The 13,841-nt window shown below is 39.7% G+C and carries 12 protein-coding genes; 8 read left to right on the forward strand and 4 right to left on the reverse strand.

Going from position 1 to position 13,841, the window contains the following annotated elements:
• The first annotated feature begins 16 nt into the window (after positions 1–16).
• From HCU67_RS02740 to HCU67_RS02770, 7 genes are all read left to right on the forward strand, one after another.
• The gene (locus HCU67_RS02740) at positions 17–1,042 is read left to right on the forward strand and encodes a ligase-associated DNA damage response exonuclease (protein ID WP_168551071.1); all 1,026 of its coding nucleotides are present in this window, start codon (positions 17–19) and stop codon (positions 1,040–1,042) included.
• Positions 1,039–2,673 carry an ATP-dependent DNA ligase gene (locus tag HCU67_RS02745; protein WP_168551072.1) on the forward strand — a complete coding sequence of 545 codons (1,635 nt, stop codon included), beginning with the start codon at positions 1,039–1,041 and terminating at the stop codon, positions 2,671–2,673. Before HCU67_RS02740 ends, HCU67_RS02745 begins: the two co-directional genes overlap by 4 nt.
• A gap of 25 nt (positions 2,674–2,698) precedes the next feature.
• Positions 2,699–2,887, forward strand: coding sequence for a hypothetical protein (locus HCU67_RS02750; RefSeq protein ID WP_168551073.1), 189 nt, complete (start codon positions 2,699–2,701; stop codon positions 2,885–2,887).
• Between the two features lie 28 nt (positions 2,888–2,915).
• Positions 2,916–5,375, forward strand: coding sequence for a ligase-associated DNA damage response DEXH box helicase (locus HCU67_RS02755; RefSeq protein WP_168551074.1), 2,460 nt, complete (start codon positions 2,916–2,918; stop codon positions 5,373–5,375).
• Positions 5,376–5,442: 67 nt separating this feature from the next.
• Entirely contained in the window at positions 5,443–6,075 is a 633-nt protein-coding gene (gene pdeM / locus HCU67_RS02760) for a ligase-associated DNA damage response endonuclease PdeM (RefSeq protein ID WP_168551075.1), read from the forward strand.
• 27 nt (positions 6,076–6,102) lie between these two features.
• Positions 6,103–9,450 carry a transcription-repair coupling factor gene (mfd, locus tag HCU67_RS02765; protein ID WP_168551076.1) on the forward strand — a complete coding sequence of 1,116 codons (3,348 nt, stop codon included), beginning with the start codon at positions 6,103–6,105 and terminating at the stop codon, positions 9,448–9,450.
• 60 nt (positions 9,451–9,510) lie between these two features.
• Positions 9,511–9,933, forward strand: coding sequence for a hypothetical protein (locus HCU67_RS02770; protein ID WP_168551077.1), 423 nt, complete (start codon positions 9,511–9,513; stop codon positions 9,931–9,933).
• 64 nt (positions 9,934–9,997) lie between these two features.
• On the opposite strand, the gene HCU67_RS02775 is transcribed toward HCU67_RS02770, so the two are convergent.
• The 3 genes from HCU67_RS02775 to HCU67_RS02785 all read right to left on the reverse strand — a co-directional run bounded on the left by HCU67_RS02775 (position 9,998) and on the right by HCU67_RS02785 (position 12,207).
• Positions 9,998–11,203 carry a serine hydrolase domain-containing protein gene (locus tag HCU67_RS02775; RefSeq protein WP_210423607.1) on the reverse strand — a complete coding sequence of 402 codons (1,206 nt, stop codon included), beginning with the start codon at positions 11,201–11,203 and terminating at the stop codon, positions 9,998–10,000.
• A 69-nt stretch (positions 11,204–11,272) separates the two neighbouring features.
• The gene (locus tag HCU67_RS02780) at positions 11,273–11,884 is read right to left on the reverse strand and encodes a flavin reductase family protein (RefSeq protein ID WP_168551079.1); all 612 of its coding nucleotides are present in this window, start codon (positions 11,882–11,884) and stop codon (positions 11,273–11,275) included.
• Positions 11,885–11,970: 86 nt separating this feature from the next.
• A complete protein-coding gene (locus HCU67_RS02785; RefSeq protein ID WP_168551080.1) occupies positions 11,971–12,207 on the reverse strand; it encodes a hypothetical protein in 237 nt (78 codons plus the stop codon).
• Between the two features lie 226 nt (positions 12,208–12,433).
• Between HCU67_RS02785 and HCU67_RS02790 the strand changes: the two genes are divergently transcribed.
• Positions 12,434–13,327 (forward strand): hypothetical protein, encoded by an 894-nt coding sequence (locus tag HCU67_RS02790; RefSeq protein ID WP_168551081.1) that lies wholly within the window; start codon positions 12,434–12,436, stop codon positions 13,325–13,327.
• A 48-nt stretch (positions 13,328–13,375) separates the two neighbouring features.
• Here HCU67_RS02790 and HCU67_RS02795 read toward each other — a convergent pair whose 3' ends face one another.
• Positions 13,376–13,612, reverse strand: a complete 237-nt coding sequence (locus HCU67_RS02795) for a hypothetical protein (protein WP_168551082.1) — start codon at positions 13,610–13,612, stop codon at positions 13,376–13,378.
• Positions 13,613–13,841: the final 229 nt, after the last annotated feature.

The following is a 13,841-nucleotide window of genomic DNA, read 5'->3' on the forward strand; positions in this document are numbered from 1 at the left end:
GTAATTTCATCGAGCTATGAAATCTCCACTTTTACGATTTACCAATAAGGGTATCTATTGCGAAGCCGCCGATGTCTATTTAGACCCATGGCGCCCGGTGGAAAAGGCCATTATATCCCATGGGCATGCCGATCATAGCCGATGGGGCCACAAGGCCTATATTACCCATCACAGAAATGTACCCATTGTAAAACATCGTTTGGGAACTATAACGATTTCCGGAAGGGAATGGGGAGAATCGTTTATGATCAATGGGGTCAAGTTTAGTTTGCATCCAGCCGGTCATATCATCGGCTCGTCCCAAATTCGAGTTGAACACAAAGGGGAGGTATGGGTGTTTACCGGGGACTATAAACTAGAAGCTGATGGGGTCGCTACTCCCTACGAACCCGTAAAATGCGATACGTTTATTACCGAATGCACTTTTGGCCTTCCGGCCTTTTTATGGAGACCTCAAGAAGAAGTTATATCTGATATTAACAAGTGGTGGGCCGAAAACCAATCAGCAGGTCAAACCTCTGTTTTGTTTGGATATTCTTTGGGCAAAGCACAACGCTTATTAAAACACCTAGACCCATCCATTGGTAAAATATTTACGCACGGTGCGGTCGAAAAAATGACGGAAGTCCTCCGTCCGTTGACTGATTTTCCCAAAACAGAGCTCATCACCCGCGACACAAAAAAGGAGGACATTAAAGGGAATATTGTTATAGCCCCACCCTCAGCCCACGGCAGTACTTGGATTCGAAAAATGACTCCTTTTGTTACCGCCACTGCAAGTGGATGGATGGCATTTAGAGGAGCAAGAAGAAGACGGGCCATTGACAAAGGTTTTGTGTTGAGCGATCATTGCGATTGGCCAGGATTGCTAACCGCCATTAAGGAAACAGGGGCATCAAAAATTATTTGCACCCATGGCTATACCGATATTTTTTCAAAGTATTTAAGAACGCTAGGCTATGATGCAAGAACCGAAAGCACACAATTTGAAGGTGAAAATGGCGAAGTGAATGCTGAAACCGAAAAAGTTGAGGCCGAATGAAACAGTTTGCACGACTTATTAAAACATTGGATAGCACCAACAAAACTAATGTCAAGGTCAATGCACTCGCCAACTACTTCTCACATGCACCTGACAAGGATAAAGTTTGGACCATCGCCATATTATCGCATCGACGTCCACCTCGACCCGTGAATACCACTTTATTGCGTGAGTGGGCCTCTGAGTTGGCCAATATTCCACTATGGCTCTTTGAAGAAAGTTACCACATCGTGGGTGATTTGGCCGAGACCATTGCATTGGTAGTTCCCTCTGATGAAAAATCTACGGAGAAGTCATTGACTGACTTTTTACAAGAGATGATTTGGTTAAAAAAACAATCGGATGAAGACAAAAAAACCTATCTCTTTGATAACTGGAAACAACTGGACTATTATTGCAGATTTGTATTTACCAAATTAATAACTGGTGGATTACGAATAGGAGTAAGTCAAAAGTTGATGACAAAGGCGTTATCCAAAGCAACTGAAATCGATGAAGATGTTTTGGCCTATAAGCTCATGGGAAATTGGGACCCAAACGTGATTTCATATCAAGATCTAGTCTTGCAAGAAAATGAAAGTGATTTTCTTTCAAAACCCTATCCCTTTTATTTGGCCTATGCCCTAGAAGACAACATTGAAGATTTGGGAGATGTCAAAGACTGGTCATTTGAACATAAATGGGATGGTATACGGGCACAGGTAATTCTGCGTAACGATGAATTATTTGTTTGGAGTCGAGGCGAGGAATTGGTTACGGATAAATATCCCGAGTTTCAAAAGTTTTTAGGCCCAATTCCGAATGGTACTGTGTTGGATGGTGAGCTCTTGCCCTACCCCAATGGTGAAATAGGGACCTTTAACGATTTACAGACTAGAATAGGCCGAAAAACAGTTTCCAAAAATCTACTGAAAAAGACCCCAGTAGTTTTAAAAGCCTATGACTTACTAGAGTGGCAAGGACAAGATATTCGTTCGAAATCGTTTTTAGAACGAAGGGAACTACTTGAAATGATGGTTGAACGAAGTCGAAACGACGAAAATGTCACTTCGACTTCGCTCAGCGACCTTCCGCTACTTTTATCAGAACGGATGCAATTCAATTCTTGGTCAGTAGTAGCAGCGGAAAGGGAACTCTCAAGGGAAAAGAGAAGCGAAGGGTTGATGCTTAAAAAATTGAATTCCCCCTATCAAGTTGGCCGTAAAAAAGGAGATTGGTGGAAATGGAAGGTCGACCCATTGACCATTGATGCCGTACTTACCTATGCCATGCGTGGTCATGGTAGAAGAAGTAATTTATTCACGGATTACACATTTGCATTGTGGCAAGAGAATGCTGACGGAAAAAGGGAGTTGGTCACTTTCGCCAAGGCTTATTCCGGACTTACGGATGCAGAATTCAAGGAGGTGGATGCGTGGATCAAAAAAAACACCTTGGAACGTTTTGGCCCAGTGCGAAGTGTAACCCCACATCATGTTTTTGAAATTGCATTTGAAGGCATCGCCCTTTCAAAACGCCATAAAAGTGGTGTAGCAACCCGTTTTCCCAGGATCTTACGATGGCGAAAAGACAAAAAAATTGAAGAGGCAAACTCAATAAATGATTTAAGAACGCTAATACCGAATTCTTGAACTAGCACTTTTAATATCAAAATTGATGGAGAAGAAAAAGAAAAACACATTTAACCTAGGACTAATCATTGGTGTAGTTGGAACCCTTGCAGGCATTTATTTGATAATCACTGGAGATACTTTTATCGGAATATTCGGTAGTATCGCCAGTGCAGGAATTGCCTATCAATCTTATATTAATACCAAAAAAGAACAGTCAAGTAAAGATTCATGACCTTATTTAAATTCAGAGTACAATCGGCATGAATAGACAACAACTTTTTGAAATAGCAAACAATTGGTTCCAGCAGCAAAGCTGGAAACCACACACGTTTCAAAAAGAAACCTGGACCGCTTTTTTGCAGGGCAAACACGGATTGCTCAATGCCCCAACCGGAAGTGGAAAAACCTATGCACTTTGGTTCCCTATTGTCCTTAACTACATTAAGAACAACCCCGATTACAAATCGAAGCATAAAAAGGGGTTAAAGGCTGTTTGGATAACCCCACTTCGGGCCCTTTCGCAAGAAATCAAACAATCGGCAGAACGCATTGTTACCGATTTGGAGTTACCCATGACCGTGGGCATACGTACAGGCGATACTTCCAATAAAGAACGTGCGAGACAACGAAACTCGCTTCCTGATTTATTGATTACCACACCTGAAAGTTTACAGTTGCTACTGGCATCAAAAGACTATGGCAACAAGTTTAAAAACTGTTCGGCCATTGTCATTGACGAATGGCATGAATTGCTCGGCACAAAACGTGGCATTCAAATGGAGCTTGCCCTTTCAAGGCTCAAAACCGTTTGTAATGAGCTCCGAATCTGGGGCATTTCGGCTACAATCGGGAATTTAGAACAAGCAAGGGAAGTCCTTTTGGGCCCTACCTCATCGGAGATGGAAAATTCCGTTTTGGTCAAGGCAAATATTAAAAAGAAAATAAGGGTCAGCAGTATCATTCCGAAGCAAATGGAAACCTTTCCATGGCGCGGACACCTCGGGCTTCATTTGTTGGATGATGTAATTCCCATCATCAAAAAAAGTAAGACCACCCTCCTTTTCACCAATACCCGTAGTCAATGTGAAATTTGGTTTCAGAAAATCTTGGAACGCTATCCTGAGTTTGCGGGTGAGATGGCCATGCACCACGGTAGTGTAAATAAAGAGACCCGTATTTGGGTCGAAAATGCCATACGTAACGAAAGTCTAAAAGCAGTGGTCTGCACTTCAAGTCTAGATTTAGGTGTTGATTTTGCTCCGGTTGAAACCGTTATTCAAATCGGTGGCCCAAAAGGCGTTGCCCGCTTTTTACAACGTGCTGGTCGTAGTGGTCACCAACCTGGCAAAACCAGTGTAATCCATTTTTTACCTACCCACGCCATTGAATTGATTGAAGCCTCGGCACTTCAAGTGGCCGTTAAAGAAAATGCTGTCGAAGACCGTTTGCCTTTTTTGAACAGTTATGATGTGCTCATTCAATATTTAACGACCCTTGCTGTTTCAAATGGCTTTTATCCGAAGGAGATTTTTCCTGAAATAAAACAGACGTTTTGTTATCAGGGTATCACCGAAGATGAGTGGCAGTGGCTATTGAATTTCTTGGTAATGGGTAGTCAAAGCTTAAAAAGCTATGACGAGTACAAGAAAGTTGAGGTGGAAGCTGACGGAAAATTCAAGGTCAACAACAAGGGCATAGCGATGCGCCATCGCTTTCAAATTGGCACTATTGTGGGTGATGCCAACCTCTCGGTACATTATCAAAAAGGGGGCTATATCGGTTCTATCGAAGAATACTTCGTTTCGAAACTAAACCCTGGAGATGTATTTGTTTTTGCGGGGCGCAATTTGGAGTTTATTCGCATTCGGAGCATGAAGGTGCAAGTTCGTAATTCTACGAAACGAACCAACAAAGTACCTGCTTGGATGGGTGGTCGATTGAGTTTTTCTGCCCAGATGTCGGAATTGTTGCGCCTCGAACTCTACAAAGCAGCAACCGAAAAAGAACAAAGCAAAGAATTGGTTGCCCTAAACCATATTTTTCAGAAACAACGAGAAGAAAGCTTGGTGCCCAAACCCGATGAATTTCTAATCGAAACTTTCAAAACAAGAGATGGTTACCATCACATCTTTTATCCCTTCGAAGGGCGGGCTGTTCATGAAGCCATGAGTAGTTTGCTATCCTACCGTATCAGTTTGTTATCGCCCATTACGTGCTCATTGGCCTTCAATGACTATGGCTTTGAAATGCTATCCGACAAGCCCCTAGACATTCAGGCCGTTTTGGATAACAACCTTTTTACAACGGAATACATGCTTTCTGACCTTCAAAAAAGTTTGAACAGCAATGAAATGTCGAGAAGAAAGTTTCGTGATATTGCCGTTATCAGTGGAATGGTTTTTACTGGATATCCTGAAAAAGGTGTAAAAATGAAACACCTTCAGAGCAGTTCGCAATTGCTTTTTGATGTTTTTAGAGATTATGAACCCGATAATCTACTTTTTCAACAGGCATTTACCGAAACCATTGAACATCAGCTGGAAGAAGGGCGACTACGCCTCGCCTTAGAACGAATTGCTACCCAAGAAATCGTTTGGAAACAATGTCAAAATCCCACGCCATTTTCATTCCCTCTGATTACCGATAGACTTCGGGAAAAGCTCTCAAATGAAAAATTGGCTGACAGAATTAAAAGGATGACCAAGATTTTGATGAAGTAAGCTTTTTGTCCTTCTTACGAAAGCTGGAATCCATAATTTTGGCATTGCGTGTCAAACGCAAAGACCTATGACAGAAACAATAAAAATCAAAAACCATTCTTTTGTACTCCACCCCCATGGTGGAATCTTCTGGGAAGAAAAATCACTTTTATTGATTTCTGATGTGCATCTAGGAAAGGTAGGTCATTTTAGAAAATTTGGTGCCGCAGTACCAAGAAAAGCGGTGCATAAAAACTTTATTCTGTTAGATGAATTGGCGGGTCATTTTCAACCATTTCACATTGTTTTTCTAGGCGATCTATTCCACTCATCGCTTAATAAGGAGTGGGATTTATTTCAAAATTGGGTTGAAAAAACGGCTTCAAAAATTAGCCTTGTAGCTGGGAACCACGATATTATTTCTCCTGAAAAATTTAGTTCGGTTGGTATTGAAATTTTCGAAGAACTGATACTTGACCATTTTTTACTCACTCACCACCCAGATGAAAGAGACGGTTTATTCAATTTTTGTGGTCATATACATCCTGCTGTGCGGCTTCAAGGCTTTGGGAGGCAACGTTTGAAGCTTCCTTGTTTTTTTAAAACCAGTAATCAATTGATCTTACCCGCTTTTGGGGAATTCACGGGAAATTATACCCTGACCCCTAAAAAAAATGATGAAATTTTTGTGGTGGTAGAGGGTGAAGTGGTACAAATCTAGCTTTATATTTGCCGGAAAATTGTTGGATTGATTCAATCGTCCGTTTCCCAACTATTTGAACAGTCTCCAAAACTTAGGAAACTGCGGAAAGCTATTGCCCAGCCTGAAAACAAAGTAAGTCTCAAAGGCCTCGTAGGTTCTTCAGTTTCATTTGCCATTTCTGAATCTTTTAAAGGTGCAGATTCACCTTTTCTTGTCTTGTTACAGGATAAGGAAGAGGCCGCTTACATTTTGAATGATCTTGAACAATTACTAGGTGAAAAAGATGTGCTTTTCTATCCTGGCAGTTATCGACGCCCCTATGAAATTGAGGAAACTGACAATGCCAATGTTTTGCTTCGCGCCGAAGTTTTGAACCGAATCAATTCGAGAAAGAAGCCTGCAGTCATTGTTACCTATCCCGATGCACTTTTTGAAAAGGTCGTCACTCGTAAAGAATTGGACAAAAACACGCAAAAGCTTCAAGTTGGCGATACCATTTCTTTGGATTTTTTGAATGAGGTGCTCTTCGAATATGAATTCAAACGCGTTGATTTTGTAACGGAACCCGGCGAGTTTTCCGTTCGAGGGGGAATCGTAGACGTGTTCTCATTTTCGCATGATGAACCTTATCGTATTGAATTCTTTGGTGATGAAGTCGATAGTATTCGAACTTTTGATGTAGAGACCCAACTCTCGACCGAAAAGGTCAAAAAAATCACCATCATCCCGAATGTAGAAAACAAGTTTACCCAAGAAACACGCGAAAGTTTCTTGAAATATATAGCCTCTAAAACGGTCATTTTTTCTAAAAATCTCGACTTGGTCTTTTCCCAAATCGACTCCAATTTTGAAAAGGCCAAGGAAAATTTCGCCAAACTAAGCGCTGAAATCAAGCATTCGACACCAGAAGAACTTTTTGTGAATTCAGAATTGCTCAAAACGCAATTACAAGATTTTTCTGTGGTTGAAATTGATGGTCAAAGTAATCCCTCGACTGCGCTCGAGGTGACATTCCAAACAAAACCACAAACTTCCTTTAATAAAAAGTTTGACCTTCTTATTGAAAACCTCAATGAAAACCATGATGCTGGCTACACCAACTATATTTTTTGTTCTACTGAGCAACAGGCCAAGCGTTTCAATGACATTTTACAAGAACATGAAGGAGATGTTCATTACCAGACCATAGTTTTTCCATTGTATCAAGGTTTTCTAGATACTGATTTGAAGGTGGCTTGTTATACAGACCATCAAATATTTGAGCGCTACCATAAGTTCCATTTAAAAAATGGGTATGCCAAGAAACAGGCCATTACCCTTAAAGAACTTAATAAACTTGAAATTGGGGACTATGTCACCCATATCGATCATGGCATTGGAAAGTTTGGTGGACTTCAAAAAATTGACGTAGAAGGTAAAAAGCAAGAAGCGATAAAATTGGTGTATGGTGACCGGGATATTCTTTACGTGAGTATTCATTCCTTGCATAAAATTTCAAAATACAACGGCAAGGATGGTAAGGAACCCAAGATATTCAAGCTGGGTTCAGCCGCTTGGAAAAAGCTCAAGCAGAAGACCAAAAGCCGTGTCAAAAAGATTGCGTTTGATCTCATCAAAGTATACGCTAAGCGTCGTTTGGAAAAAGGCTATCAATATGCTCCTGACAGTTATCTACAGCACGAATTGGAAGCCTCTTTTATTTATGAAGATACGCCAGATCAAGCCAAGGCCACTGACGATGTAAAAAAAGACATGGAAAGCGAGCGCCCAATGGATCGTTTGATTTGTGGGGATGTCGGTTTTGGAAAAACGGAGGTCGCTATTCGAGCTGCTTTTAAGGCAGTTGATAACGGAAAACAAGTGGCCGTTTTGGTGCCAACTACCATCTTGGCATTTCAACATAGCAATACCTTTAAAAAACGGTTTGACGATATGCCGGTGACAGTTGATTACCTCAACCGGTTTCGTAGCACCAAGGAAAAACGTGACATCTTGGAACGCTTGGGCCAAGGTAAAATAGACATCATCATTGGTACGCACCAACTTGTCAACAAAAATGTTCAGTTCAAAGATTTAGGTTTACTCATTGTAGATGAAGAACAAAAATTTGGAGTTTCAGTTAAAGACAAATTAAAGTCCATCAAAGAAAATGTAGACGTGTTGACCTTAACGGCAACGCCAATACCGAGAACCTTACAATTCAGTTTGATGGCCGCTCGCGACCTTTCGGTAATTAACACACCACCACCAAATCGCTACCCTATTGAAAGCCGAGTCATTCGTTTTCAAGAAGAAATCATTCGCGATGCGGTTTCCTATGAAATTCAGCGCGGTGGGCAGGTTTTCTTTATTCACAACCGAATTGAAAACATCAAAGAGGTTGCGGGTATGATTCAACGATTGGTGCCCGATGCCAAAATCGGAATAGGCCATGGCCAAATGGAGGGTAAAAAATTGGAGCAGCTCATGTTGGCATTTATGAATGGTGAGTTTGATGTGTTGGTTTCAACAACCATTGTAGAAAGTGGTCTCGATGTGACTAACGCGAACACCATTTTTATACACAACGCCAATAATTTCGGTCTTAGTGATTTGCACCAAATGCGCGGTCGCGTAGGACGTAGTAATAAAAAAGCATTCTGCTACTTTATCACACCACCTTACGAAGTCATGACGCCCGATGCCCGAAAACGTATTCAAGCTTTAGAGCAGTTTACCGAATTGGGGAGCGGTTTTAATATCGCTATGAAAGATTTGGAAATTCGCGGTGCCGGAGATTTATTAGGTGGTGAGCAAAGTGGTTTTATCAATGAAATCGGTTTCGAGACCTACCAAAAGATTTTGACCGAAGCTATTGAAGAACTTAAGGAAAATGAGTTCAAAGAACTCTATGATGAAGTTGAAGGGGATAAAGAAAAAGTCTTTGTGAAAGACACCCAATTGGATACCGATTTTGAGTTACTCTTTCCTGATGATTATGTCAATAATATTACAGAACGTCTGAATTTATACACCCAATTAAATGAGATTAAAGACGAGGAAGGGCTGCAGCAGTATGAAACTTCCTTAATAGACCGTTTTGGGGAATTGCCCGAGCAGGCCGTTGACCTCTTAAATTCAGTTCGGATTAAGTGGATTGCCACTTCTATTGGGTTAGAGCGTGTTATTCTTAAAAAGGGCAAGTTTATTGGTTATTTTATTGCCGATCAGCAATCGCCCTTCTACCAAACTGCCACTTTTACAAGGGTATTGCAATATGTTCAGACGCATCCCCAAGAATGTCAGCTCAAAGAGAAACAAACCCGTAACGGATTGCGATTGTTGTTGGTTTTTGAAGGGATCAAAAGTGTAGAACAGGCCTTAAAGGTATTGGAACCACTTTACAAAGGATAAAATTTAATTCTTTTATTGAGTTAATATTAGTGTCATATGTATAGAAAAATTTTGCTCGTAATGATCATCATACTTTACGGATGTTCGAATGAAGAAAATGAAGCTTCCAACTCGCTATTTTCTGTCCCTTCGAGTTATGCCGGAGAATGGATTACAACTCCATTTTCTATAGGAAACAATCAAACAGAAAGTCTATTTGAGTTTACATTTTCAGAAAACAATATAATTGAAACAAATAATCAAGATGATTATACTCTCAACTATATGCGAGACTTCCCCGAAGAAGACTTTTTGATTTCACAAAGTAGGAATGAGAATGTTTATGAAATTTCAATTGAATCCAGAGATGGTTCAAATATTACAGAAACCTTAGGTTCACGAATTAATAGATCTTTCGGTTTAACTGTTGACAGAGAAGGTCGCGAAGTAATAATTTTGAACTGGATAGGTGTGTCAGGCGAATTTCTAATTCGCAAAGAGTAGTTTTTATTTGTTCAAAAAGAAAAACAGAGCGCTTTTAATTTCGTTTTCTATACTGTAACTAGTCTTACTCTTTCAAATTCTTATTCACCGCTTTAAAAATCGGAATCAGTTGCTTTTCAACTGACTCACCTGTCAAAGCGGTATTTACCATGATAATATGGCCCAATTTCAACTCTGGGTCAAAAAACATAAACGTACTGATACCGGGATCACCTCCTGAATGGCCCACCAAACCTATTGGAGTGAATCCCATAAAAATTCCAGAATTAAACTCCTCATCATAACTGTTCGGATTCTTGGGCACCTTTTGCTGTGGTAGCTGTTCGGTAAACAATTCCTTATAAGAAGCTTCACTTAAAAGCGTTCCTTCTCCAAAATACCCTTTCATTAGTTCATTCAGATAAGTGCTAAAATCATACAAATTGGTCAGCAATCCCCCATCGGGATAGGTCACCAATGCATATCGAGGTATCTCTTCGCCCGATTGAACATACAATTTGGTGTGCTTTGCTGCATCAATGGTATCAAAAGACCAGCCGGATGTGGTCATTTTCAAAGGTTCCAAAATATGGTTGGCCGTAAACTCATCATAGGGAACCCCGGTAGCTTTTTCTAGGACATAAGCCGCCAAAGTTGCCGCCACATTACTGTACTCGTATTTTTTACCTGGATTCTTTTTTGAAAAGTTTTTCTTCTTATACCATATACCATCCTTAGCCAAAAAGTTTTTAAGGTAGTCAGCCATTGATACTTTTGTGGTTAAGGTTTGGAGCTCCTCACCAATGTCTTGTACGATTTCCAATTTCAAATCTTCCTCATTCAACACATAGTAGGCTTTTTTATCGTACAAATCAGTATCCAAAATGGTACTGGTGTGCGTGGCTAAGTGTCTAATTAAAATGCGTTGTTCCGGATGATAGGGATTGACTACTTCAAAATCAAGGTGTTTATTGATGGGGTCATCAAGCTTTAGCTTGCCCATTTCTTGAGCCTTCATCAAGGCTATACCGATTAAGGTCTTTGAAACGGAACCAATGTTTTGAATGGAGTGTTCTGTATAAGGTATATTTTTTTCAACATCTGAATGGCCATAACCTTTTGCAAATAGAGTGCCATCAGAACTAACGACAGCAACACCAAACCCCTTTAACAAACCAATTTTCGAAATTTCAGCTAGTTCTTCATCTAAAGATTCGTAATTCTGGCTTTGTCCACTTAGTAGTATAAAACAAAAACTGAAGAGGCCTAGCAGTGTGTTTTTTATAGTCATGGTTTCCCGTTTTGAATGTGGTTGTCTTATAGCAATAGACATGAAAAACCCAATTTTGTTACAAACGTATCAGGGTTTGGCATAGGCATAGCGGCCCAACTTCTCAATGGAGAAATAAGAATCCAATCCACCAATTGTTACACTATCGAGCTGTTCTAGAGAGATATTACCATCCTTCTCAATCATGTCATCCGGCAATAATAAGTGCTCTATTTTACCAATAACCAATCGGGTATCATTACACTTTATATACTGCTCTTCTTCAAATCGAAGACCTATTTTTATGTGGCTTTCCATAACAAACGGGGCGTGAAAATCTTGATGGAAGTATTCGGTAAGACCAACGGCATCAAATTCAGAATTATCACGCTCGTAATTCGCTGAAGTTTGATGAGCCTTTTGATGAATTTGGGTCGTGATTTGATTGATGGTATAAACACCTGTAGCCTTTATGTTGTTGTAGGTATGGCGTTCAACGGTGGTAGGCCTTAAAATGAAACCCAAATACGGAGGATTGGCACCAATATGAACCACCGAATTAAAAACCGCCAAATTGGTTTGCCCAGCTTCTGATTTTGTACCAATGAGATTGGCTGGTTTTAATCCTGAAATTTTATTGAGCAAAACACCGCGGTAACGGCTTGGCAATTGCATTAGCGATTCAAAACTGAATTCTTGCATCTATTGTAATTTTTTACAAAGGTATTCCGAACCCAATAAAAAAGCCCTCTTTCGAGGGCCGCACAGTCAAATCCTATTATATCTTCTTATGCCATTTTAGCTTTGTTGGCCTTGGTAGCAAATTTCAACGCTTTCTTTACCCTTGAGTTCTTGTACATGTACAATCTAGCAACCTCAGACTTCTCAATATCACTCTTCTCGATAGTGATGTTCAATTCAACCTTCATAATAGTAGTTTCAACTTTAACTTGCTTAGCTGGAGTGTTTGCCATTGCTGCTGCTGTGATGAAGAAGAAAAAAACGAAGGTTAAAATTGCTTTCATGTCTTGGGTAATTGTTACGATGTAAAATTACCCTGAGGCACCCCCTAAGGTCGATTTTCGTCGTTTATCCAGACAAAAAACTCGCTAAAAAACAATTGTTCGGTTTAAGTGCATTTTATCCTCGATAAACGTTTTCAGGCGTTGGAACCTCTTATCCGATACATGGTGCATTTTATCGGAAGACCATCTTCTCAAGACCTTACTTACCTAATGATTATCTTTAGAAATGAACTTCTTTAAATCAGTGGTCAAAAGGCTTCATCATTTACTTCTTTCAGAAAAATCAAAAAGAAAAATTGAACGAAGTATACTGTTATTATCCATCGTTAGTTTTATTGTTCATCTGGTATTTATCTATTTGGCGGACTCACTACAGTTTCTTGACGAAGAAAATCCGCTCTTAGGTAGCCCCATAGCTGCCGTCTATACCCCTTTTTCTTTTATTCTTGTTTATGAGGTTTATCTATTGATATTTTATCTGCCACGTTCAATTACCACATACATCAGTAAACAATATGAGATTATAAGTCTCATCATTATTAGAAGATTATTCAAAGATTTGGCGAATTTGAAATTGTCAACCGATTGGTTCAAGATTAAAGGGGATTTACAATTCACTTATGATATACTGGCGTCGATTATTTTATTTTACCTCTTATTTTGGTTTTACCGTTTAAATAAGAATCGTAAAAAGAACGAAGCGGACAAGGAACTAAGTAAAGGCCTGGAAAATTTTGTCAATCTTAAAAAAGGGATAGCTTTAGTATTGGTGCCTTTATTACTTGGGCTAGCGCTTTACTCCTTTGGAAGTTGGGGTTTTTCACAACTATCGGACAGTGTAATTGGTGTTGGAAAATTAAAAAACATAAACAGCATTTTCTTTGACGAATTTTTTTCTGTTTTGATTATAGTTGATGTTTTGCTTTTACTAGTCTCTTTCTTTTACACTGACAAATACCATAAGGTGATTCGAAATTCAGGTTTTGTAATTTCTACCATATTAATAAGGATTTCATTCTCAGTTGATGGCCTAGTCAATACGGTTCTTATAATTTTTGCAGTCATTTTCGGTTTACTAATTCTAGCGATTCACAATCAGTTTGAAAAAGACTTAAAATAAAAAAAGCCCTCTTTCGAGGGCCACACAGTCAAATCCTATTATATCTTTTTATGCCATTTTAGCTTTGTTGGCCTTGGTAGCAAATTTCAACGCTTTCTTTACCCTTGAGTTCTTGTACATGTACAATCTAGCAACCTCAGACTTCTCAACATCGCTCTTCTCGATTGTGATGTTCAATTCAACCTTCATAGTAGTAGTTTCAACTTTAGCTTGCTTAGCTGGAGTGTTTGCCATTGCTGCTGCTGTGATGAAGAAGAAAAAAACGAAGGTCAAAATTGCTTTCATGTCTTGGGTAATTGTTACGATGTAAAATTACCCTGAGGCACCCCCTGAGGTCGATTTTCGTCGTTTATCCAGACAAAAAACTCGCTAAAAAACAATTGTTCGGTTAAAGTGCATTTTATCCTCGATGAACGTTTTCAGCCTTCGGAACATCTTATCTGGTACATGGTGCATTTTATCGGATTGCAAAACATTTTGCACACACTGTTTGGATAAGAAAACTTGTGAAAAG

The organism is Croceivirga thetidis (assembly GCF_012272815.1).
GTDB lineage: Bacteria > Bacteroidota > Bacteroidia > Flavobacteriales > Flavobacteriaceae > Croceivirga > Croceivirga thetidis.